This is a genomic window from Streptomyces ochraceiscleroticus, assembly GCF_000720485.1.
GTDB classification, from domain to species: Bacteria; Actinomycetota; Actinomycetes; order Streptomycetales; family Streptomycetaceae; genus Streptomyces; species Streptomyces ochraceiscleroticus.
Genome location: NZ_JOAX01000001.1, coordinates 287,158 through 308,683 on the forward strand (window position 1 = coordinate 287,158; position 21,526 = coordinate 308,683).

The 21,526-nt window shown below is 71.2% G+C and carries 17 protein-coding genes; 8 read left to right on the plus strand and 9 right to left on the minus strand.

The window, feature by feature from the left end; translation table 11 throughout:
• Positions 1–111: 111 nt before the first annotated feature.
• Both IG84_RS0101320 and IG84_RS0101325 read left to right on the plus strand, forming a co-directional pair.
• Complete coding sequence (locus IG84_RS0101320; RefSeq protein WP_031050171.1) at positions 112–786, plus strand: GntR family transcriptional regulator; 675 nt, start codon at positions 112–114, stop codon at positions 784–786.
• Complete coding sequence (locus IG84_RS0101325; protein WP_031050173.1) at positions 783–2,096, plus strand: MFS transporter; 1,314 nt, start codon at positions 783–785, stop codon at positions 2,094–2,096. Before IG84_RS0101320 ends, IG84_RS0101325 begins: the two co-directional genes overlap by 4 nt.
• A gap of 76 nt (positions 2,097–2,172) precedes the next feature.
• Here the strand turns inward: IG84_RS0101325 and IG84_RS0101330 are convergent, their stop codons facing one another.
• A complete protein-coding gene (locus tag IG84_RS0101330; RefSeq protein ID WP_031050176.1) occupies positions 2,173–2,997 on the minus strand; it encodes a maleylpyruvate isomerase family mycothiol-dependent enzyme in 825 nt (274 codons plus the stop codon).
• Positions 2,998–3,141: 144 nt separating this feature from the next.
• On the opposite strand from IG84_RS0101330, the gene IG84_RS0101335 reads away from it, so the two are divergent.
• Complete coding sequence (locus IG84_RS0101335; RefSeq protein ID WP_031050179.1) at positions 3,142–3,930, plus strand: carbon-nitrogen family hydrolase; 789 nt, start codon at positions 3,142–3,144, stop codon at positions 3,928–3,930.
• 38 nt (positions 3,931–3,968) lie between these two features.
• Here the strand turns inward: IG84_RS0101335 and IG84_RS0101340 are convergent, their stop codons facing one another.
• Positions 3,969–4,460, minus strand: a complete 492-nt coding sequence (locus IG84_RS0101340) for an LURP-one-related/scramblase family protein (protein ID WP_031050181.1) — start codon at positions 4,458–4,460, stop codon at positions 3,969–3,971.
• A 97-nt stretch (positions 4,461–4,557) separates the two neighbouring features.
• Here IG84_RS0101340 and IG84_RS0101345 point away from each other — a divergent pair, with 97 nt between their 5' ends.
• Positions 4,558–6,369: an NHL domain-containing thioredoxin family protein gene (locus IG84_RS0101345; protein WP_031050184.1), complete on the plus strand. Its 1,812-nt coding sequence runs from the start codon at positions 4,558–4,560 to the stop codon at positions 6,367–6,369.
• Positions 6,370–6,386: 17 nt separating this feature from the next.
• Here IG84_RS0101345 and IG84_RS0101350 read toward each other — a convergent pair whose 3' ends face one another.
• From IG84_RS0101350 to IG84_RS0101375, 6 genes are all read right to left on the minus strand, one after another.
• Positions 6,387–7,214: a helix-turn-helix domain-containing protein gene (locus tag IG84_RS0101350; RefSeq protein WP_031050187.1), complete on the minus strand. Its 828-nt coding sequence runs from the start codon at positions 7,212–7,214 to the stop codon at positions 6,387–6,389.
• 91 nt (positions 7,215–7,305) lie between these two features.
• Positions 7,306–8,295, minus strand: a complete 990-nt coding sequence (locus IG84_RS38690) for a hypothetical protein (RefSeq protein WP_245659184.1) — start codon at positions 8,293–8,295, stop codon at positions 7,306–7,308.
• Positions 8,296–8,638: 343 nt separating this feature from the next.
• Complete coding sequence (locus tag IG84_RS0101360; protein ID WP_031050192.1) at positions 8,639–8,866, minus strand: DUF6458 family protein; 228 nt, start codon at positions 8,864–8,866, stop codon at positions 8,639–8,641.
• A gap of 103 nt (positions 8,867–8,969) precedes the next feature.
• Positions 8,970–10,904: an AfsR/SARP family transcriptional regulator gene (locus tag IG84_RS0101365; RefSeq protein ID WP_031050195.1), complete on the minus strand. Its 1,935-nt coding sequence runs from the start codon at positions 10,902–10,904 to the stop codon at positions 8,970–8,972.
• A 1-nt stretch (position 10,905) separates the two neighbouring features.
• A complete protein-coding gene (locus tag IG84_RS0101370) occupies positions 10,906–12,198 on the minus strand; it encodes a M18 family aminopeptidase (RefSeq protein ID WP_031050198.1) in 1,293 nt (430 codons plus the stop codon).
• A gap of 239 nt (positions 12,199–12,437) precedes the next feature.
• Positions 12,438–14,264 (minus strand): acyl-CoA dehydrogenase, encoded by a 1,827-nt coding sequence (locus IG84_RS0101375; RefSeq protein ID WP_031050201.1) that lies wholly within the window; start codon positions 14,262–14,264, stop codon positions 12,438–12,440.
• 131 nt (positions 14,265–14,395) lie between these two features.
• On the opposite strand from IG84_RS0101375, the gene IG84_RS0101380 reads away from it, so the two are divergent.
• From IG84_RS0101380 to IG84_RS0101390, 3 genes are all read left to right on the plus strand, one after another.
• Positions 14,396–14,869: an SseB family protein gene (locus IG84_RS0101380; RefSeq protein ID WP_031050204.1), complete on the plus strand. Its 474-nt coding sequence runs from the start codon at positions 14,396–14,398 to the stop codon at positions 14,867–14,869.
• A 187-nt stretch (positions 14,870–15,056) separates the two neighbouring features.
• Positions 15,057–16,010 (plus strand): pirin family protein, encoded by a 954-nt coding sequence (locus IG84_RS0101385; RefSeq protein WP_031050207.1) that lies wholly within the window; start codon positions 15,057–15,059, stop codon positions 16,008–16,010.
• A 185-nt stretch (positions 16,011–16,195) separates the two neighbouring features.
• Entirely contained in the window at positions 16,196–17,323 is a 1,128-nt protein-coding gene (locus IG84_RS0101390; protein ID WP_031050210.1) for an AI-2E family transporter, read from the plus strand.
• Here IG84_RS0101390 and IG84_RS0101395 read toward each other — a convergent pair.
• The gene (locus IG84_RS0101395; RefSeq protein WP_078648530.1) at positions 17,230–19,455 is read right to left on the minus strand and encodes an ATP-binding SpoIIE family protein phosphatase; all 2,226 of its coding nucleotides are present in this window, start codon (positions 19,453–19,455) and stop codon (positions 17,230–17,232) included. The two genes, IG84_RS0101390 and IG84_RS0101395, sit on opposite strands and share 94 nt — an antisense overlap.
• Before the next feature lie 245 nt (positions 19,456–19,700).
• On the opposite strand from IG84_RS0101395, the gene aspS reads away from it, so the two are divergent.
• Positions 19,701–21,464 (plus strand): aspartate--tRNA ligase, encoded by a 1,764-nt coding sequence (gene aspS, locus IG84_RS0101400; protein ID WP_031050216.1) that lies wholly within the window; start codon positions 19,701–19,703, stop codon positions 21,462–21,464.
• The last annotated feature ends 62 nt before the right edge of the window (positions 21,465–21,526 follow it).

Here is a 21,526-nt window from a genome sequence, read left to right on the forward strand (position 1 = left end):
GAGCGTAGGCAGGGTGCCGGATAGTTGGCGTAGGCAGTCTCCTCGCCCGTCCTCCGGTCCGCATGATGGACGCGCTCGCAGACGCATACCTGTTGTATCTATCCTGTGCGCATGCCTTCAGCCCCAGCCTCACCTCCTCCCGCCCCCGTGAAGCAGCCGCCCGCTGCCGAGCGGGTCTACGCGCACATCAAGCACGCCGTCCTCGAACGCCGCTACGAGGGCGGCATGCTGCTCACCGAGGGCGAGCTCGCCGAGGCCGTCGGGGTGTCGCGAACGCCCGTACGCGAGGCGCTGCTGCGGCTGGAGGTCGAGGGGCTGATCAAGCTCTATCCGAAGAAGGGCGCGCTGGTCCTGCCGGTCTCCGCGCAGGAGATCGCGGACGTCGTGGAGACCCGGCTGCTGGTCGAGGAGCACGCGGCGCGCAAGGCCGTGCCCGCGCCGGCCGCGCTGATCGAGGAGCTGGAGTCGCTGCTGGCGACCATGCGGCAGCAGGTCGCCGCCGGCGACCTGGCCGCCGTCTCGGTCACCGACCGCGCCTTCCACGCCGCCATCGTGCGCAGCGCGGGCAATCAGATCCTGGACCGGCTCTACGAGCAGCTCCGCGACCGCCAGCTTCGGATGGGCGTCGCCGTGATGCACGCGCACCCGGACCGGATCGCGAAGAACATCGCCGAGCACGCCGAGATCCTCGAAGCGTTGCGGGCCGGCGACCCGGAGGCGGCGACCGCCGCCGTGCACCGGCACGTGAGCTGGGTGCGGAACCTGGCCCAGGGGGACGTGCGATGAGTACCGCACGGAGCGTCCCGATGTCGCTGCCCGGTGACCCGCCCGGCGGCCGGCGGGCCATGTGGGTCTGGGGCATCGGCGTCGCCGTCTACTTCGTCGCGATCATCTACCGCACCAGCCTCGGCGTCGCCGGGCTGGACGCGGCCGAGCGCTTCCACATCAATGCCTCGGCGCTGTCGACCTTCTCCATCCTGCAGCTACTGGTCTACGCGGGCATGCAGATACCCGTCGGCCTGATGGTCGACCGGATGGGCCCCAAGAAGGTCCTGATCCTCGGCGCGACGCTCTACACCGTCGGCCAGCTCGGCTTCGCGCTGTCCGGCTCGTACGGCATGGCGCTGATCTCCCGCGCGCTGCTGGGCTGCGGCGACGCGATGACGTTCATCAGCGTGCTGCGGCTGGGCACCCGCTGGTTCCCGGCCCGTCGCGGCCCGATGATCGCGCAGATCGCCGCGCTCATCGGCATGTCCGGCAACCTGGTCTCCACCCTCGTCCTCGCGCGGCTGCTGGACACCCTCGGCTGGACCCCGACCTTCGCCGGCAGCGCCGTCTGCGGCATCGCGGTGATCACTCTCGTCCTGCTCTTCCTCAAGGACCACCCCGAGGGCTTCGAGCCGGCGCCCGCGGGTCCGTCGGCGGCCGGCGGCGGCTACGTACGGCAGCAGATCTCCCAGTGCTGGCGCGAGCCGGGCACCCGGCTGGGCATGTGGGTGCACTTCACCACGCAGTTCCCCGCGATGTTCTTCCTGCTGCTGTGGGGGATGCCGTTCCTCGTCGAGGCGCAGGGGCTGACCGAGACCGCGGCCGGCGGCCTGCTCACCCTCATCGTGGTCTCGAACATGGCCTCCGGGCTGATCTACGGGCAGGTCATCGCCCGCCACCACGCGGCCCGGATGCCGCTGGCGCTCGGTACCGTCGGCGCCACGGCGACGCTGTGGGCCGCCATGCTCTGCTGGCCGGGGCACGCGCCGATGGCGCTGCTGGTCCTCACCTGCGTCGTGCTCGGCGCGTGCGGCCCGGCCTCGATGATCGGTTTCGACTTCGCCCGCCCGGCCAACCCGCCGGAGCGCCAGGGCACCGCCTCCGGCATCGTCAACATGGGCGGCTTCACCGCCTCGATGACGACCCTGCTGGCGGTCGGCGTGCTGCTGGACGCCACCGGCGACAACTACCGCATCGCGTTCGCGACAGTCTTCGTCCTGGAGGCGCTTGGCGTCAGCCAGATCCTGCGGCTGCGGAAGCGGGCGGCGCGCCGGGAGCGCGAGCGGACGGTGGCGAGCCGGGTGGAGGCGGTGCACGTACCGGTGTGACCGCCCCGGGCCGGGCGTGCGCTTCCGGGCGCGCGCCCCGCGCCTGCGGCGGTGCGTTTCCCGGCGCGCCCCGCGCCTACGGCGTCACCGCGAAGTGCTCCAGCACGGCCCCGGCCAGCTCCTGGTCGCCATCGATCTTGACCTGGTCGGCGACCGCCGCCGGCCGCACCCGGCCGCAGGCCAGCCGGACGTAGGTCTCCCAGTCCGTCGAGATCGTGACGGCCGGGCCCAGCGAGACGCTGCCGTCGACCGTCCCGCGGCCCTGCGCGTCGACCCGTACCGTCCGCATGAACTCCACCGGGCCGGTCACGTCGACCACCACGGCGGTGCCGGCCGGCGCGCCCGCGTCCTTGGCGACGACCTTGGCCAGCGCCGGCAGCAGGAAGTCGCGGGTGAGGTGGGCGCCGGGGGAGTCGAGGTTGCCGGGCTCGCCGAGCGCGCGGCGAATGTCCTGCTCGTGCACCCAGGTGTCGAAGGCCCGCACTTTCAGCGCGTGTTCGAGCGTCTGCTCCTTGCCCTGCGGGCCTCGCACGGTGGCGTCCGGCTCGCGCGTCTCGTTGCGGAGCTGCCGGGCGCGGCGGATGACGGTGTACTCCAGCTCCGCCGTCATTTCCGGGCCCGTGTGGTGCCGGCGGACGTCGACCTGCATCTCCATGTACCGCGCGAACTCGCTGCGTACGTGGTAGAGATCGCGCGGCAGCGAGTGGATGGGGCGGGGATCGCCCAGCGCCTCGCAGTCCAGGCCGATGAGGTGGGACACGACGTCCCGCACCGACCAGCCGGGGCATTCCGTGGCGCGATTCCACTCCCCTTCCACGAGCGGCGTCACCAGCTCGGATATAGCTTCGATGGAGTGCGTCCAGGCGTCGATGGAGGGCTGAAGGACTGGGTGGACGGTCACGGGACCCCTCGGACGGTTTGTACGCGGGCTGCTGTCTGTGCAGTTAAGTTACGCTGCGCACGGGCACCCCGGCAGTGCTTTCGGGTGACCATCGTAGGCATTTTTTGACGACGGACCGGGCTCGGAAGACCAGGCGGTGGTACTGTGCGCGCTTCATTGATCCAAGTCGGTGTGGACCAGCAGGAACCGGTCAATTCCCGCCGGGAGCGCGTGGCTTCACGCGTGCGCTCCCAGGCGGACGCGGACCTCGTCGTGCTCCCCGAGCTGTGGCCGGTGGGCGCCTTCGCCTTCGACGCCTTCGAGGAGGTCGCGGAGGCACTGGACGGCCCGACCCATCAGGCCATGTCCGCGGCGGCGCGGGATGCGGGCGTCTGGCTGCACGCCGGATCCGTCATCGAGCGCGACGCGGACGGCGTCCTCTACAACACCTCGCTGGTCTACTCCCCCGACGGTGAGCGCGCCGCGCACTACCGCAAGATCCACCGCTTCGGCTTCGACAAGGGCGAGGCGACGCTGCTGGGTGCCGGCACCGAGCCGGTGACGGTCGCGCTGCCGGACACCACGCTCGGCCTGGCCACCTGCTACGACCTGCGCTTCCCCGAGCTGTTCCGGCAGTTGGTGGACGCCGGCGCGCAGACCCTGGTCGTACCGGCCGGCTGGCCCGCGCGGCGCCGCGCGCACTGGTCGCTGCTGGCCCGCGCCCGGGCGGTGGAGAACCAGACGTACGTACTCGCCTGTGGCACGGGCGGCACGCACGCCGGGGTCGAGCAGGCCGGGCACAGCGTGATCGTCGATCCGTGGGGCGAGGTGCTCGCCGAGGCCGGTCCCGACGAGGAGATCATCAGCGCCGAGCTGGACCCGGAGCTGGTCGGCAAGGTGCGGCACTCCTTCCCCGTGCTGCGGGACCGCGTGCTGGGGCTGCCGACGCCGTGACCCGCGGCCGGCGACCGAAGTGAGGGGAGCGCGGGCGGTCAGTCCTCGTGCTCCCGCTCCGCCAGCCGGATCACGCACACCGCGACCGCGATGAGCAGGGCGGCGTCGGCGTCCTCCCGCAGCACGTTGACCGCGTAGGTGTCGCGGACGGTCAGCCAGCGCCGGGAGATCTCCGCGAGCAGTTCGCCGTCGTACTCGACCGCGAACTCCCGGTCCAGGATCTTGCCGCTGACGTCCAGCTCCGTGCCGTCCACCAGCTCGACGCGGTAGTGGTTGCGCAGCAGCGACAGCCGCTTCCGGCGGATGGTGGCGATGGCCTGGTCGTCCCGCTCGATCGTCATCGTGTCGCGCAGGCTCAGCACCTTTTTGCGCAGCGTGATCAGGACCCGGCCCTCGCGGTCCTTGATCTCGAAGGTCTCCCGCATCCGGAGCGCCTTGCCGTCGACGAGGTAGACGCTGCGGCCCGTCTCGTCCTCGATCCAGTAGTCGTCGCCGATCCCGAAGATCCGGTCGCGTACCAGGTATCTCATGCGGGGATCTGTGCCCGCCCCGGGCCGGCTTGCACCCGGACGGGCCTCACACCCCCCGGCGGAATGCACACCCGGCCACGTGACGTTGAATGTGCACATGGCTTCACGTGCGCGCGTCCGGGCCCCCGAGCTGATCGGCAAGGGCGGCTGGCTCAACACCGGCGACAAGGATCTGACCCTCTCCGACCTGCGGGGACGCATCGTCGTCCTGGATTTCTGGACGTTTTGCTGTGTGAACTGCCTGCACGTCCTGGACGAGCTGCGGGAGCTGGAGGAGCGGCACCGCGACACCGTCGTCATCGTCGGCGTGCACTCCCCGAAGTTCGTGCACGAGGCGGAGCACCAGGCCGTCGTCGACGCCGTCGAGCGGTACGAGGTCGAGCACCCCGTCCTGGACGACCCCGAGCTCGCCACCTGGAAGCAGTACGCCGTCCGCGCCTGGCCGACGCTGGTCGTCATCGACCCCGAGGGCTACGTCGTCGCCCAGCACGCCGGTGAGGGCCACGCCCACGCCATCGAGAAGCTGGTCGAGGAGCTGGAGGCCGAGCACGAGGCGAAGGGCACGCTGCGGCGCGGCGACGGCCCGTACGTACCGCCCGAGCCGGTCGCCACCGACCTCCGCTTCCCCGGCAAGGCGCTCCAGCTTCCCGGGGGCTCCTTCCTGGTCTCGGACACCACCCGGCACCAGCTCGTGGAGCTGGACGGGGACGGCGAGAGCGTGCTGCGCCGGATCGGCACCGGCGAGCGCGGTCTGGCCGACGGACCGGCCGAGCGGGCCGCCTTCAGCGAGCCGCAGGGCCTGGCACTGCTGCCTGGGGGCAAGGTGATCGTCGCCGACACCGTGAACCACGCGCTGCGCCTCTTCGACCCGGAGACCGGCGAGGTCGGCACCGTCGCCGGCACCGGCAAGCAGTGGTGGCAGGGCTCGCCCACCGAGGGCCCGGCCCGCGAGGTGGACCTCTCCTCGCCGTGGGACGTGGCGTACTTCGACGGCCGGGTATGGATCGCCATGGCCGGCGTGCACCAGCTCTGGACGTACGACCCGGAGACCGGGACCGTGCGCGCCGCGGCGGGCACCACCAACGAGGGCCTGGTGGACGGGCCGGCCGCCGAGGCGTGGTTCGCGCAGCCGTCGGGCCTGGCCGCGACCGAGGACCGGCTGTGGATCGCCGACTCCGAGACCAGCGCCGTTCGCTGGATCGACCGCGAGGGCGTCGTGCACACGGCCGTGGGCACCGGCCTCTTCGACTTCGGACACCGTGACGGTGCCGCAGATCAGGCGCTGCTGCAGCACCCGCTGGGTGTCACCGCCCTGCCGGACGGCTCGGTCGCGGTCTCCGACACCTACAACCACGCGCTGCGCCGCTACGACCCCGCGACCGGCGAGGTGACCACGCTCGCCACGGACCTGCGGGAGCCGTCGGACGCGGTGCTCGTCGGCGACGACATCGTCGTCGTGGAGTCGGCCCGGCACCGGCTGACCCGGCTGCGGCTGCCCGAGGCGGCGGTACGGGTGGAGTCGGTCGCGCACCGCACCCAGCGCGCCGCCACCGAGGTGGCCCCCGGCCGGCTCCGGCTGGACGTGGTCTTCCAGGCGCCGGCCGGGCAGAAGCTGGACACCCGCTACGGCCCGTCCACCCGGCTGCTGGTCAGCTCGACGCCGCCGGAGCTGCTGGCGGAGGGCGAGGGCGCGGGCACCGACCTCGGTCGGGACCTGGTCCTGGCGGACGGGGTCAACGAGGGCGTGCTGCACGTCTCGGCGATGGCCGCGTCCTGCGACGACGACCCGGACATCGAGTACCCGGCCTGCCATGTGCACCAGCAGGACTGGGGCGTACCGGTCACGGTCACCGCGGACGGGACCGCCCGGCTCGGGCTCGTCCTCGCGGGGCTGGACAGCGAGGCGTAGGCCGGGAGCGGCCCCGATCACTCACAGTTGTCGAGCGTCGAGTACTGGAGCTGGTCGGGGTCGATCCGGATGCCGGGCATCCACAGTTCCTTGCCGTCCTGCCGGACCTGGAACCAGATGCTGCTGTGGCCACCGACTTCGTCGGTGACGGTGACGCCGTTGGCGATCCGGCACTCGGCGGTGAGCCGGTCACCGTGCCAGACATGACCGCCGATGTTGGACGGCCGGTAGGCCATGTACGGGTCCATGGCCAGTCCCATGGAACACTCGCGCGTGTGCTGGGGGCGGCATTTCTTGTCGACGTTGTGGACCGTAATGCGCTCGGTGCCCTTGGCCGCCGGTGTTTCACGTGAAACACCCTTGCCCGGCGCGTCGTTGTCGTCGATCAGACCCCACGTCACGACGGCTGCCACCGCGAGAACCGCGGCCGTCGCCACGCCCACGAGGACCGGCTTCAGCCGGGGCGTCGATGCCGGCGGCCGTTCCGGTGCGCCGCCGGGCGCCTCCGTGCTCACCGAACCGCCCGCCGGCGCCGCCTCGTTGGCGCGGTGCAGCAGCCGTACCAGCTCGGGCAGCCGGTCCTCGCCGGTGAACGAGAGCTTGCACCACTGCACCAACAGCCGCTCGTCGGGCAGGCTCTGGCCCCGCAGGTAGCGGGACAGGGACGATCTGCTGGCCGGGAGCCTGCCTTCCAGCTCCTTCAGGCTCAGGCCCAGCTCGCCATGCATGTGCCGCAGTCCGGACACGAAGTCGCGCACCGGGCCGCCGAGTTGGTCGGGCAGGGGTGCGAGCGGCTTGCGGCGGGAACTGGTGGCGCGGTTCGGTTTCCCATGCACGCACGGCATTCCAGCACAGCCGCGGTACGCACCGCGAGAGGCACTTCCGCTCCCCTGCGGCGGAAGTGCCTCTCGTTACAGGATCCGGAAACCGCCCGGATCAGTCCGTGAACTTCACGGGGCGGTAGGGCTTGAACTCGCCGCCGTTGAGCCCGTAGGTGAGCGACCGGTGGTCGGTGCCGTGGCCGCCGCGCTGCTCGTACGCGGTGTAGGAGGTGTGCGCGGGGTTGTCCCACTTCTCGAACATCACGACGTGCCGGGTGTTGTTGTCGCCGGCCGCGTCGATGAGCAGGTCACCGGGCTTCAGGTCGTTGACGGTGATCGGCCGGGTGATCCGGGAGCTGGTGAGTCCCACGGTGTTCGTGCCGGGGGCGCCCAGGTTCAGCGCCATGGAGACGTAGCCGGAGCAGTCCTGGCGGTAGCCGTCCTTCCAGTTCTTCGCCTGGCTGTAGGGCACCTGCGCACCGTTGTTGGCGGTCAGCCAGGTGGCCGCGCGCTGCAGCGCCTCGCCGCGGGTGCCGCCGGGCGCCGGGGCGGGCGGCGGGCCGCCCTGCACGGGCACGCCCGGCAGCGAGTCCTGCGGGATGTCGACCGCGACGACGCTGAGGAAGCCGGTCACCGGGCCGGTGAGGTGCGCCATGTAGGTCGAGCAGGAGCTGCCCTCGCAGACCTTCTTGCCCGTGTTGACCTGGTAGTCGGCCGTGATCCTGTCCTGGCCCGGCGCGTCCTTGTTGATCATGCCGACGGACGGCGAGCCGGTGTCCGGCGAGGCGTGCACCACCCAGCGCGTCCCCCAGGTCGGGAAGGTGCTGCCGGCCGCGGTCTTCTTGATGGTGGCGGCCGTCCCGCCCTGCGTCATCAGGTCGGCCTTGGTGTCCCGCGTCTTGACGGTCGTCTGCGCGGCGGCCTTGGTACCGGTGTCCGCCTCGGCGGCACCGCCCGAGCAGGCCGTGATGCCGGAGATGCTGATCCCCGCCGCGGCGATCGCGGGCAGGATCCTGCGGAGCGCCGCCCTGCGGGGCGCACGGGCCGATGCCCGGGGCGTAGTCGTAGGAGCCGTGCGGAACGTGCTGTCGTCGGTCTGCGACATGGTGGATTCCCCTCGTTTGACGGAGGCGGCCGGGGCGTCGTGCCGATCGGCCGCCTCGGCGACGGGATCCATCATTGGGCGGGGAACAGGGGGAATCCGGGGCTGTGGTGTCCCATGGGACATCCCGCCCGCCGGGACGTCCCGGGACCGGCGCCGACCTGCTGGGACGTGGGATCGGGACGGTGCGCGCGGGACACCGGCCGGCCGGGCGCGGGACATGACGGGATGTGCGGGCACACAGAAGGGGCGCCCGCGCGGCCTTCGCGCGGGCGCCCCTTCAAGTCATTCGGTCCGGTCTTCGTTCTCCGGTCCGGTAGCAGGTGGTCACAGAGTGGCGGTTGTCTCACTCGTAGCCGTGCCGGTGGGTCTCCTCGATCACGGGCGCTGCGGGCGGCGGTGGCTGCATGCGCCGCCGCTTGAAGATGCTGACGTAAGCGGCGATACCGATGATGCCGACCGCCATCAGGATCAGACCCACGAGATCGAGGTTGACCCCGGCCATGTGCCAGTCCACCGCGAAGGTCAGAATGCCTCCGGCGGCGAGCAGACCAATGCACCAGCCGATGCCCATGATGTGCGCCTCCTCTGGATCGGCGGTTCCGGGCGGGTCCCGCGCCGAGTACCCGGTCGCGGAGCCATCAATCAGCGAGCCGTCAATCCAGCGGTGCGGGGCCTCAGTTGCGCGGTTCCGTTTCTTCCGCCTCTCCCGTCCCGTCCCGGGCGAAGAGCTGGGTCAGCGTGCTGATCGTGTAGACGTCCGTGGCCTTCTCGTCGACCAGATGCATCTCGGCCAGCCGGGCCAGCCCGTCCTGCGTGTGTTCCAGGTCCGAGCCGGCCAGCGCGGCCGCCGCCGAGGCGTTCAGCTGCCCGTCCGTACTGGTCGCGAGCGCGCTCAGCAGCCGCGCGTCGTCCGCCGAGAGCCGGGCCACGGACATCCGCAGCGCCGAGGCGATCCCGGTGTCCTCCGCGGAGAGCAGCGACAGCCGGCGCCGCTCGTCGCGCAGCGCGGCCGCCAGCCGGGCCAGCCGCCAGCGCGGCCGGGCGGTGAGCTGGGCGACCGCGGCACGCAGCGCCAGCGGCAGCCCGTCGCACAATTCGACCAGCTCGCGGGCGGCTTCCGGGTCCTCGTCCACCCGCTCGGCGCCGAGCATCGCGCCCAGCAGCGCGATGCCCTCCGGCACGCCGAACTCCTGCAGTCCCACCGGCCGGGCGCAGTCGGTGGCCACCAGACCGTCCAGCCTGCTCCGGCTGGTCACGACGGTGGCGCAGCCGGGCCCGCCGGGCAGCAGCGGCCGCACCTGCGCCGAGCTGCGGGCGTTGTCCAGTACGACCAGCAGCCGGCGGTCCGCGACCAGCGAGCGGTACAGCGCGGACGCGGCCGTCGCGGAGGACGGCACAGCGTGCTCCGGTGTTCCCAGCGCGGTGAGGAAGAAGCGCAGTACGGCGGCCGGTTCGGTCGCGTCGCCCTCGCCGAAGCCGCGCAGGTCGGCGAAGAGCTGCCCGTCGGGGAAGTCGGCGGCGTGCTGGTGTGCCCACTGCACGGCACACGCGGTCTTGCCGACCCCGGCCGGGCCGGTCACGACCGCCAGCGGGCTGTCGCTGTCCGGGCCGGAGTCGCCGGTCAGTGCCGCGGTGAGCCGCTCCAGCGCCGCTCCGCGACCCAGGAAGCGGGCCGGTGGCCGGGGCAGCAGCCGGGGCGGGACCGGGCCCGTACCGGCGACTCCGTCCGTGCCCACGGTCGGCCCGGTTTCACGTGAAACCGCCGCAGCCGGCCGTTCGGCACCGCCGTCCGCACCGGTCCCGGCGCCCGGAGCGCCCGGCCCGCCCGCCGTACGGGCTGCCGGTACCGTGCCGGTGCCCGGCGCCGCCTCTTCCGCCCGCAGGATCTCCTCGTACGCCTCCCGCAGCCGCGCGCCCGGATCGACGCCCAGCTCCTCGTTCAGCAGCCGCCGGGTGCGGTGGTACCAGTCCAGCGCGTCCGACTGGCGTCCCGTACGGAACAGCGCCCGCATCAGGGCGGCGATCAGTCCCTCCCGCAGCGGGTGCTGCACCGCGGCGTTGTAGAGCACGGACGCGGCCTGCTCGTGCTCGCCCAGCGCGCTGTGCGCGCGGGCCAGCGTCTCCACCGCCGTCAGCCGCCGCTCGTCCAGCGCGTGCGTGGCGGCGGCGAACGGCGGGCTGGAGACCGTGCCGGTCAGCGCGGGACCGCGCCACAGCCCGAGCGCCTCCCGCAGCAGCGGTACGGCGTCGGCCGGGGCCGCCTCGGGCCGGGCCAGCGAGACCAGTTCACCAAAGCGGTGCGCGTCGATCAGTTCCTCGGGGAGCCGCAGCACGTACGCCGAGCCGTGCGTGGCCAGCTCCACGCCGTACGCCTCGGCGCCGGCCGCCGCGAGCGTGGCGCGCAGCCGCGACACATGCCCCTGCACGACCGTGCGGGCGTGCTCGGGCGGCTCGTCCTCCCACAGGGAGTCGATCAACTGCTCCAGCGGGACGGTGGTGTTGGGCCGCAGGAGCAGCAGCGCGAGCACGCTGCGCCGCTTGGCGGGCCCGAGCGCCAGCTCGCCCCCGGCGGTGGTGACGCTGACCGGACCCAGCAGGGAGAACTCCAACTCAGCCCTCCAGGAAGGCTGTCAGGGCCGCGGCCAGCAGATGCGGGTCCTCGGCGCCGCACAGCTCGCGCGCCGAGTGCATCGAGAGGATCGCGACACCGATGTCGACGGTGGTGATGCCGTGCCGGGCGGCGGTGATCGGGCCGATCGTCGTGCCGCACGGCATGGAGTTGTTCGAGACGAAGGTCTGCCACGGCACGCCGGCCCGCTCGCAGGCGTCGGCGAAGACCGCCCGGCCGCCGCCGTCGGTGGCGTACCGCTGGTTGACGTTGACCTTCAGGATCGGGCCGCCGTTGGGCATCGGGTGGTGGCCCGGCTCGTGCCGCTCGGTGTAGTTCGGGTGGACGGCGTGGCCGGTGTCGGAGGACAGGCAGACCGTGCCGGCGAAGGCGCGTGCCCGGTCCTCGTAACTGCCGCCGCGTGCGAAGACCGACCGCTCCAGCACGGTGCCCAGCAGGGGGCCGTCGGCGCCGGTGTCGGACTGGCTGCCGTTCTCCTCGTGGTCGAAGGCGGCCAGCACCGGGATGCAGGACAGGCCGTCCTGTGCGGAGGCGGCGGCGAGCGCGGCCGTACCGGCGTGCACCGACAGCAGGTTGTCCATCCGCGGCCCGGCGACCAGCTCCTGGTCCCGGCCCAGGTAGGCGGGCGGCTCGACGCTGTGCACCATCAGGTCCCAGCCGCGCACCTCGCCGGCGTTGAGCCCCGCCTCCTCCTCGACGAAGGAGATCAGGCCGCCCTCCTGGACCTCGCCCAGGCCCCAGATCGGCGTCATGTGCCGCTGCTTGTCGAGCTTGAGGCCGTCGGCGTTGACCGACCGGTCCAGGTGCACGGCGAGCTGCGGCACGCGCAGCAGCGGCCGGTCGACGTTGACGAGCCGGTGGCTGCCGTCCCGCAGCGTCACCCGGCCCGACAGGCCCAGGTCCCGGTCGAGCCAGGTGTTGAGCAGCGTGCCGCCGTAGATCTCGACCGCGATCTGCCGCCAGCCGCGCGCCCCGGTGTCCGGGATCGGCTTCACGCGGAGGTTGGGGGAGTCGGTGTGCGCCCCGACGATGCGGAAGGGGGTCGCGGGGGTGGCGCCTTCAGGGACGTACCAGGCGATGAGGGCGCCGCCGCGGAGCACGTACTTGCCGCCCGCCTCACCGTCCCAGGCGTCGGTCTCGACGACCTGCCGGAAGCCGGCCTTCTCCAGCCGGGCGGCCGCGTTCGCCACCGCGTGGTACGGCGACGGGCTCGCGGCGAGGAAGGACATCAGGTCGTCGGTGTGGCCGCGATCGAAGCGGACAGATGTGCTCATGGATTCAGCATAAGGAGGCGTTGTACCGGGTGGGTGTTGCGCCGTACGGATGAGTGGAATCCGGCGTCGGTGTGGCCGGTGTGTCACCTGTGCCCAAAGGGTTTCAGGAGACCGGCCAGGAACCGCCAATGACCCGGCCCGAACCGTCGATGCCCCGGCGCGGGAACCGCCGATGGCCCCGCCCGGAACGGACCGGACGGGGCCATGAGCGGCAGGCGGATACCCGCTTCAGCGGCGGATCAGAACGCCGCCTCGTCCAGCTCCATCAGCGACTGGTCGACGGACTCGGCGAGCCCGCGCTGCACGGAGACGCCCGGCAGGACGTTGTGCGCGAAGAACTTCGCCGCGGCGATCTTGCCCTCGTAGAACGCCTTGTCCTTGGTGGAGGCGGTCGCCAGCTTCTCCTGGGCCACCGCGGCGCCCTTGAGCAGCAGGTAACCGATGACGACGTCACCGGAGGCCATCAGCAGGCGCGTGGTGTTCAGGCCCACCTTGTAGATGGACTTCACGTCGTTTTCCGTGGCGGCGAGGTCGGTCAGCATCGCGCCGACGATCGCCTCCAGGTCGGCAGCGGCCTTGGCCAGCTCGCCGCGAGCGCCCTCCAGCTCCTCGCCGCCGGCCGCCTCGGACAGGAACTTCTTGATGGTCTCCGAGAGCTGGGTCAGCGCCGCGCCCTGGTTGCGGACGATCTTCCGGAAGAAGAAGTCCTGGCCCTGGATGGCGGTGGTGCCCTCGTAGAGCGTGTCGATCTTGGAGTCCCGGATGTACTGCTCGATCGGGTACTCCTGCAGGTAGCCGGAGCCGCCGAAGGTCTGCAGCGACTGGGCGAGCTGCTCGTAGGACTTCTCCGAGCCGTAGCCCTTCACGATCGGCAGCAGCAGGTCGTTCAGCGCGTGCTCGGCCGAGGCGTCCTCGCCCGCCGTCTCCTTGATCAGGATCTCGTCCTGGACCGTGGCCGTGTAGAGCACCAGGGCGCGCATGCCCTCCGCGTACGCCTTCTGCGTCATCAGCGAGCGGCGCACGTCGGGGTGGTGGGTGATCGTGACGCGCGGCGCCTTCTTGTCGGTGAAGGCGGCCAGGTCCGGGCCCTGCACGCGCTCCTTGGCGTACTCCAGCGCGTTCAGGTAGCCGGTCGACAGGGTCGCGATGGCCTTCGTGCCGACCATCATCCGGGCGAACTCGATGATGCGGAACATCTGGCGGATGCCGTCGTGCTTCTCGCCGATGAGCCAGCCCTTGGCGGGGTGCTTGTCGCCGAAGGTCATCTCGCAGGTGTTGGACGCCTTCAGGCCCATCTTGTGCTCGACGTTGGTGGCGTACACGCCGTTGCGGGCGCCCAGCTCACCGGTCTCGAAGTCGAACTCGTACTTCGGGACGAGGAAGAGCGACAGGCCCTTGGTGCCCGGGCCGTGGCCCTCGGGACGCGCGAGCACGTAGTGGAGGATGTTCTCCGCCATGTCGTGCTCACCGGAGGTGATGAAGCGCTTCACGCCCTCGATGTGCCAGGAGCCGTCCTCCTGCTTGACCGCCTTGGTGCGGCCGGCGCCCACGTCCGAACCCGCGTCGGGCTCGGTCAGCACCATCGTGGAGCCCCAGCCCTTCTCGGTGGCGACCTTGGCGATGTGCTTCTGCTGCTCGGTGCCCTCCTCGTGGAGCACGCCGGCGAAGGCCGGGCCGGAGGCGTACATCCACACGGCCGGGTTCGAGCCCAGGATGGACTCGGCGAAGGCCCACAGCAGGGAGCGCGGCGTCGTGGTGCCGCCGATCTCCTCCGGGACGCCCAGCCGCCACCACTCGGCGTCCATGTACGCCTGGTAGCTCTTCTTGAAGGACGCCGGGACCGGCGCGGTGTTGGTCTCGGGGTCGAAGACCGGCGGGTTCCGGTCTGCGTCGGTGTACGACTCGGCCAGCTCGTTCTCGGCCAGCCGGGCGATCTCGGACAGCACGCTCTTGGCGGTGTCGACGTCCATCTCCGCGAACGGGCCGGTGCCGTACACGCTGTCGCGGCCGAGCACCTCGAAGAGGTTGAACTCGATGTCGCGGAGATTCGACTTGTAGTGCCCCATGGCGACGGCTCCGTAATCCTTCGTGAGGAGGTCCTCAAACGCATACCAGGTAGTAGCTTCTAGGATGCTACCCGTCGGTAATAAGAAGCAACCCCTAACGGCCCATCTGTGACTCAGTACGCTTTGCAGCTATGTACGGCTACGACCAGAACGTGGGCGCGGGTCAGCAGGGTTACGGCGCTGCGCCGCCTCCGCCGCAGCAGGCTCCTGGCGGTTACGGCGGGCAGCCGCTGTATCCGGAGCCGTCCCCGCCCTCCCTCGCCGACGCGGTGCGCGCCTTCACCACCGGCTCGATGTCGGCCGAGGACTTCCAGGGCATCTTCTCGACGTCCAAGGTGTACTGCCCGCGGGGCGACAACCCGGGGTTCCTGGCGTTGCACAACACCCAGCAGCCGGTGATCCCGATGTTCACCTCGCTCAAGGAGCTGCGCGCCTACGCCGGCAAGGAGTCCAAGTACTTCGTGATCACCGGCGCCGAGGTCCTCGACCTGCTGCCGACGGGGTACGGCTTCGTGCTCGACATGGAGGGCGAGCACCGCATGGTGTTCGACGCCAAGGCGGTGGAGCAGATGGTCGACTTCGCGATGCGGCGGATGTACGGCTAGCGCCCCTACTTCGTGGACGGCTGATCCCGTCCGTCCTTGACCCGGTGGGCCGGTCGCGTGGGTACGCGACCGGCCCACCGGTTTGTTGACGCCTCTGACCTGCATGAACGTGTCCGGGAATGAAGTGCGGCTTGCGGGTTGTTCAGTGTTCAACTAAATTGAATGATGAACGACCGAGGAGGCCGTCATGCCCGCAGTGACCGTTGAGAACCCGCTGACCCTGCCGCGCGTCGCGGCGCCCGCCGAGGGGCGGCAGCGCCCCGCACTCGCCGTATCGACCGCGCCCAGCGGTTTCGAGGGCGAGGGCTTCCCCGTCCGCCGTGCCTTCGCCGGCATCGACTACAAGCACCTCGACCCGTTCATCATGATGGACCAGATGGGCGAGGTGGAGTACGCGCCGGGCGAGCCGAAGGGCACCCCCTGGCACCCGCACCGCGGCTTCGAAACGGTCACGTACCTGATCGACGGCACGTTCGTGCACCAGGACTCGCACGGTGGTGGCGGCACGATCAACGACGGTGATACTCAGTGGATGACGGCGGGTTCCGGCCTGTTGCACATCGAGGCGCCGCCGGAGTCCCTCGTCATGTCCGGCGGTCTCTTCCACGGCCTGCAGCTGTGGGTGAACCTGCCGAAGAAGGACAAGATGATGTCCCCCCGCTACCAGGACATCGGCGGCGGCCAGGTCAAGCTGCTGACCTCGTCCGACGGTGGTGCACTGCTGCGGCTGATCGCGGGCGACATCGACGGCCACGAGGGCCCCGGCATCACGCACACGCCGATCACGATGATGCACGTCTCGCTGAACCCGGGCGCCGAGCTGACGCTGCCCTGGCGCGCCGATTTCAACGCGTTGGCGTACGGGCTGGCCGGGCGCGGCACGGCGGGCCCCGAGGGCCGTCCGTTCCGCATGGGCCAGTCGGTCGTCTTCGGCGCCGGTGACTCGCTCACCATCAAGGCGGACGCGACCCAGGAGTCCCGCAGTCCGAACTTCGAGGTCGTGCTGCTCGGCGGGCAGCCGATCCGCGAGCCGATGATGCACTACGGCCCGTTCGTGATGAACACGCACGCCGAGCTTGCCCAGGCGTTCGAGGACTTCCAGGCCGGCCGCCTCGGCACGATTCCGGCTCACGCCGGCTGAACCGACTCACCCACGGCTGTGCCCGGCGTTTCACGTGAAACGCCGGGCACAGCCGTGTCCGTGTTGCCACGGAGGCTCGCCGTGGGGGTTCGACTCGTCGGCCGTGTGCCGGACGTGTCTGGTTGAGCGCGCAGTTCCCCGCGCCCCTGCGGGGCACGTGGTGGACTGGCACGGTGCAGAAACGGATGAACAAGGGTGAACGGGAAGCGCTGCTTCCCCTCGGTGCGCGTCGGGCCGCGGCCTGGTGCGGGCTCTTGCTGCTGGTCGCGGCGGTGGTCGCGGTCGCCGTATGGCTGACCGTGACGCTGAAGGCGGCCGTGACGCCCGTCCTGCTGGCCCTGCTGGGCAGTGCGCTGCTCGGGCCGGTGTACCGGCGGCTGGTCGCGATGAAGGTCAACCGCTCGCTGGCGTCCGGGCTGACCTGCGTCGTGCTGCTGGTGGTCGTCGGCGGAGCCGGGTACATCGTGGTGTCGGCGCTGATCGACACCGGCGACCAGATCGTGTCGTCGGTGCAGCAGGCGACCCGGGAGCTCACCAAGCACCTGGGTGCTTCCGGCGCCTCGCTGGGCGACCTGACGGCGAACGCCAAGCAGCTGGCGGAGAAGTTCGGCGGCCGGGCCGCGACCGGACTGCTCTCCGGGCTCTCCCTGGTCGGCCAGACGGTGGCCGCCGCCGTGCTGGCGCTGCTGCTGACCTTCTTCTTCCTGCGGGACGCCGAGCGGGCGGTGGGCGTCTTGCGGTCCTGGGCGCCGGGCGAATCGGGGCCGCAGCTCGAGCGGATGGCGCGGCGCGGCTTCGAGGCCGTGGAGGGCTTCATGCGCGGGACGACGGTCATCGCGCTGATCGACGCCATCTGCATCACGGTCGGGCTGCTGATCCTGGGGGTGCCGGGCGCGGTCGGGCTGGGCGCGCTGGTCTTCGTCGGCGCGTACATCCCGTACCTCGGCGCGTTCATCTCCGGCACGGTCGCGGTACTGGTCGCGCTGGCCGACCGCGGGTTCGTGATCGCGCTGTGGGCGCTGGGCGTCGTACTGGCCGTGCAGGTGCTCGAAGGACACGTCCTGCAGCCGATGGTCCAGAGCCGTACCGTCCATATGCACCCGGCCGTGGTGCTGCTCGCGATCACCGCGGGCGCGAGCGTGGCGGGCATCCTCGGGATGCTGCTGGCCGTGCCGCTGACGGCGGCGGCGACCGGGATCCTGTCAGAGCTGCACGAGCGCTACGCGGCCGGTTCGGAGAGCGAGGATCCGGGCAGCGAGGGGTCACCGTCCGGCGGTTCCTCCGGCGGCACGTCCGGCGACGCCCCGGCCTGAGCCCCCTCCGGTACGGCCGCCGCCCGCTCCTGCGCGTCCTCGTACAGCTCGAACCAGATCGACTTGCCGTCCCCGCGCGGGTTCACGCCCCACGCGCCGGCCAGCAGCTCCATCAGGACCAGGCCGCGCCCGGAGGAGGCCAGCTCGCCGGGGCGGCGGCGGTGCGGCAGCTCGTCGCTGCTGTCGGCGACGTCCACCCGGACGCGCCGGGAGCCCTTCACGCCGGAGATCTCGGCGATCAGCAGGGCGTCGCCGTCGGTGTGCAGCAGGACGTTGGTGACCATCTCGGAGACCATCAGGGCGGCCGAGTCGATCTGGTCCTCGTCGGCCCAGTCGTGCAGCACGTCCCGGATCTGGCCGCGGGCCTCGGAGATCCGCTCCGGTTCGGCCTGCGCGATGGTCAGGACCGTGCGGCGCACGGGCGCGCGCGGTTCCAGTCCGCCGGTGCCGATGGCGCAGCTGCCGCCCTCGCGGCACAGCAGCAGCATCGCGATGTCGTCCTCGCGGCGGTCGGCCAGCCGCCCGGTGGTGTGGTGCGAGGACGGCCCGTGCACGGCCTGTACCAGCGTGTCGGCGAGCTTCTCGAGGCTGTCGCCGGTCTCCGGCTCCTCGTGGTTCTCGATGATGTCCCGCAGCCGCGCCCAGCCGCTCTCCAGGTCGTGCCCGCCGGTCTCGATGAGCCCGTCCGTGCAGACCAGCATCGTCTCGCCGGGCTCCAGGACCAGCCGGGTGGTGGGGTAATCGGTGTCCGCGTGGATGCCCAGTGGCAGCCCGCCCGCGGTCGGCCGCACCAGCATCGTGCCGTCGGTCATCCGGATGGCGGGGTCGGGATGGCCGGCCCGGGCGATGTCCAGCAGCCCCGTGGCCGGGTCGACCTCGATGTACAGGCAGGTCGCGAAGCGCGGGTCCAGCCCCTCGGCCTCGGTGTCGTTCAGGCCGGAGAGGAAACGGGAGGCGCGGGAGAGGACGGCATCGGGGTGGTGGCCCTCCGAGGCGTAGGCGCGCAGCGCGATCCGAAGCTGGCCCATCAGCCCCGCCGCCCGCACGTCATGGCCCTGCACGTCCCCGATGACCAGGGCGATCCGGCCCGAGGGCAGCGTGATCATGTCGTACCAGTCGCCGCCGACCTCCAGGCCGCCGCCGGTGGGGACGTACCGCGCGGCCACCGCCATGCCGGGGATGTCCGGCTGCACCGTCGGCATCATGCTGCGCTGCAGGCCGACCGTCAGCTCCAGCTGCGACTCCTGGTCGCCGGCCCGGTGCAGCGCCTGCGCGAGCATCCGGGCGACGGTGGTGAGCACCGAGCGCTCGTCGGGCGTGAAGGCGACGCGGTGGGCGAAGGCGGCCATCCAGGCGCCGACCGTCCGGCCGGCGCTGATCAGCGGCAGGAAGGCCCAGGACTGGCGGTCGAAGTGCGCGGCCATCGGCCAGGTCGCGGGGAACCGGCGGCGGTACTCCTCCGGAGTGGGGAGATAGAGGGCGCGCCCGGTCCGTATCACCTCGGCGGCCGGATAGTCGGTGTTCAGGGACATGTCGACGAACGGCTGCTCGTCTCCGGGGCGCTGTCCGTGGTGCCCGATGACCGATATGTGGTCGCCCTTGATGCCGAAGACGGCCAGCCCGTCGGGCATGAACCCGGGCATGGAGAGGCCGGCCGCCACCCGCAGTACCTCGGCGGTGGACCGGGCCTCGGCCAGCGCGCGGCCCGCATCCAGCAGGAATGCCTCGCGGGAGCGGCGCCAGTCGCCGGTGACGGGGGTGCGCGCCGCGGACGTGCCCGGCTGCGGCTCGGGGACCTCCTGGAGGGTGCCGACCAGCTCGTAACTGTTGTCCAGCGGCGTGACGCGGGCCCGGCAGCGGACGACGCGCAGGACCTTGCCGTCGGTGTCCATGACGCGCAGCCTGCCCTCGGCGAGGGTGCCCTCGGTCAGCGCGAGGTGGACGACACCGTTGATCTCGGCGAAGTCGACGGCGTGGAAACGGGAGCGGATGAAGGCTTCGCTGAAGTCGGCCGGCTCCTCGGGCAGCCCGAGCAGCCTGGCCGCCTCGGCGTCCAGCCTCACCTTGCCCACTGCGTGGTCCCAGTGCCACAGGCCGGTACCGATGGCGGCCAGGACGTCCTTGGTGCGCATTGCATCACTTTAGGTGGGTTTCACGGAGGCTCACCAGTGCGAAGAACGTGACCCTGGTCCCATGGTGTTCTTCTGCGGAGCCTACGGGGGCCTTGTCGTGGATATGGCAACCCGGAGCGGCGGGGCGGAGCGGTAACCTGGAGCGGTTATGCCAATCCTGGGGTGATCATCGGGTGCCGACCGGGAGCCGACCCCGGCCTCCCTCCCCCGTGCCCCACCTCGACTCGCGACGACTTGGATGAGCGATGCATCGGTACCGGTCCCATAACTGCGGCGAGCTCCGGGCCGCGGACGTCGACACGGACGTCCGCCTCAGCGGCTGGCTGCACAATCGACGTGACCTGGGCGGCATCCTCTTCATCGATCTGCGCGACCACCACGGCATCACGCAGCTCGTCGCCCGCCCCGGCACCCCCGCCAACGAGGCGCTCGGCTCCCTGACCAAGGAGTCCGTCGTCCGCATCGACGGCAAGGTCAGCGCCCGCGGCGCGGACAACATCAACCCCGACCTGCCCACCGGCGAGGTCGAGATCGAGGTCTCCGCGGTCGAGGTGCTCGGCGCCGCCGAGCAGATCCCCTTCACGATCAACGCCGAGGACGGGGTCAACGAGGAGAAGCGCCTGGAGTACCGCTTCCTCGACCTCCGCCGCGAGCGCATGCACCGCAACATCATGCTGCGCACGGCCGTCATCTCCGCCATCCGCCAGAAGATGGTGACGCTCGGCTTCAACGAGATGGCGACCCCGATCCTGTCCGCGACCTCCCCCGAGGGCGCGCGCGACTTCCTGGTCCCCTCGCGCCTGCACGCCGGCAAGTTCTACGCCCTGCCGCAGGCCCCGCAGCAGTTCAAGCAGCTGCTGATGATCGCGGGCTTCGACCGGTACTTCCAGATCGCGCCGTGCTTCCGCGACGAGGACGCCCGCGCGGACCGCTCGCCCGGCGAGTTCTACCAGCTCGACATCGAGATGAGCTTCGTCGAGCAGGAGGACGTCTTCCAGCCCGTCGAGAAGCTGATGACCGAGCTCTTCACCGAGTTCGGCGGCGGCCGTGAGGTCACCTCGCCGTTCCCGCGCATCCCGTTCCGCGAGTCGATGCTCAAGTACGGCAACGACAAGCCCGACCTGCGTGCCAAGCTCGAACTGGTCGACGTCTCCGACGTGTTCGCGGGCTCCGGCTTCAAGGCGTTCGCCGGCAAGCACGTCCGCGCGCTGGCCGTGCCGGACACCGCCGACCAGCCGCGCAAGTTCTTCGACCAGCTCGGTGAGTACGCCGTCGAGCAGGGCGCGAAGGGCCTCGCCTGGGTCCGCGTCGGCGAGGAGAACGCCCTCACCGGCCCGATCGCCAAGTTCCTCACCGAGGACGACGTGAAGGCCCTGGTCAGCAAGCTGGACCTGGCCCCCGGCCACGCCGTCTTCTTCGGCGCGGGCGAGTTCGACGAGGTCTCCAAGATCATGGGCGCGGTCCGCGTCGAGGCCGCCAAGCGCGCCGGCCACTTCGAAGAGGGCGTCTTCCGCTTCTGCTGGATCGTCGACTTCCCGATGTTCGAGAAGGACGAGGAGACCGGCAAGATCGAGTTCTCCCACAACCCCTTCTCGATGCCCCAGGGCGGTCTCGAAGCGCTCGAGACCAAGGACCCGCTGGACATCCTGGCCTGGCAGTACGACATCGTCTGCAACGGCGTCGAGCTGTCCTCCGGCGCGATCCGTAACCACGAGCCCGAGGTCATGTACAAGGCGTTCTCGATCGCCGGTTACGACAAGGACACCGTCGAGGCCGAGTTCGGCGGCATGCTCCGCGCGTTCAAGTTCGGCGCCCCGCCGCACGGTGGCATCGCCCCCGGCGTCGACCGCATCGTCATGCTCCTCGCCGACGAGCCGAACATCCGCGAGACCATCGCCTTCCCCCTCAACGGCAACGCCCAGGACCTCCTGATGGGCGCCCCCAGCGAGGTCGAGGAGTCCCGCCTGAAGGAACTCCACCTCTCCCTCCGCAAGCCGCAGGTGAAGTAAGCAGCACGCACAAGGGGCCCGGAACCGCTCGGCGGTTCCGGGCCCCTTTGTGTGTTTGCCGC

Coding starts and splice junctions, on each gene's coding strand:
- IG84_RS0101345 (WP_031050184.1), top strand. CDS start 4,558: ATGGCTTCACGTGCGCGCGTCCGGGCCCCCGAGCTGATCGGCAAGGGC.
- IG84_RS0101370 (WP_031050198.1), bottom strand. CDS start 12,198: ATGAGCACATCTGTCCGCTTCGATCGCGGCCACACCGACGACCTGATG.
- IG84_RS0101320 (WP_031050171.1), top strand. CDS start 112: ATGCCTTCAGCCCCAGCCTCACCTCCTCCCGCCCCCGTGAAGCAGCCG.
- aspS (WP_031050216.1), top strand. CDS start 19,701: ATGCATCGGTACCGGTCCCATAACTGCGGCGAGCTCCGGGCCGCGGAC.
- IG84_RS0101340 (WP_031050181.1), bottom strand. CDS start 4,460: ATGAGATACCTGGTACGCGACCGGATCTTCGGGATCGGCGACGACTAC.
- IG84_RS0101360 (WP_031050192.1), bottom strand. CDS start 8,866: ATGGGCATCGGCTGGTGCATTGGTCTGCTCGCCGCCGGAGGCATTCTG.
- IG84_RS0101380 (WP_031050204.1), top strand. CDS start 14,396: ATGTACGGCTACGACCAGAACGTGGGCGCGGGTCAGCAGGGTTACGGC.
- IG84_RS0101390 (WP_031050210.1), top strand. CDS start 16,196: ATGAACAAGGGTGAACGGGAAGCGCTGCTTCCCCTCGGTGCGCGTCGG.
- IG84_RS0101350 (WP_031050187.1), bottom strand. CDS start 7,214: ATGCCGTGCGTGCATGGGAAACCGAACCGCGCCACCAGTTCCCGCCGC.
- IG84_RS0101395 (WP_078648530.1), bottom strand. CDS start 19,455: ATGCGCACCAAGGACGTCCTGGCCGCCATCGGTACCGGCCTGTGGCAC.
- IG84_RS0101375 (WP_031050201.1), bottom strand. CDS start 14,264: ATGGGGCACTACAAGTCGAATCTCCGCGACATCGAGTTCAACCTCTTC.
- IG84_RS0101325 (WP_031050173.1), top strand. CDS start 783: ATGAGTACCGCACGGAGCGTCCCGATGTCGCTGCCCGGTGACCCGCCC.
- IG84_RS38690 (WP_245659184.1), bottom strand. CDS start 8,295: ATGTCGCAGACCGACGACAGCACGTTCCGCACGGCTCCTACGACTACG.
- IG84_RS0101385 (WP_031050207.1), top strand. CDS start 15,057: ATGCCCGCAGTGACCGTTGAGAACCCGCTGACCCTGCCGCGCGTCGCG.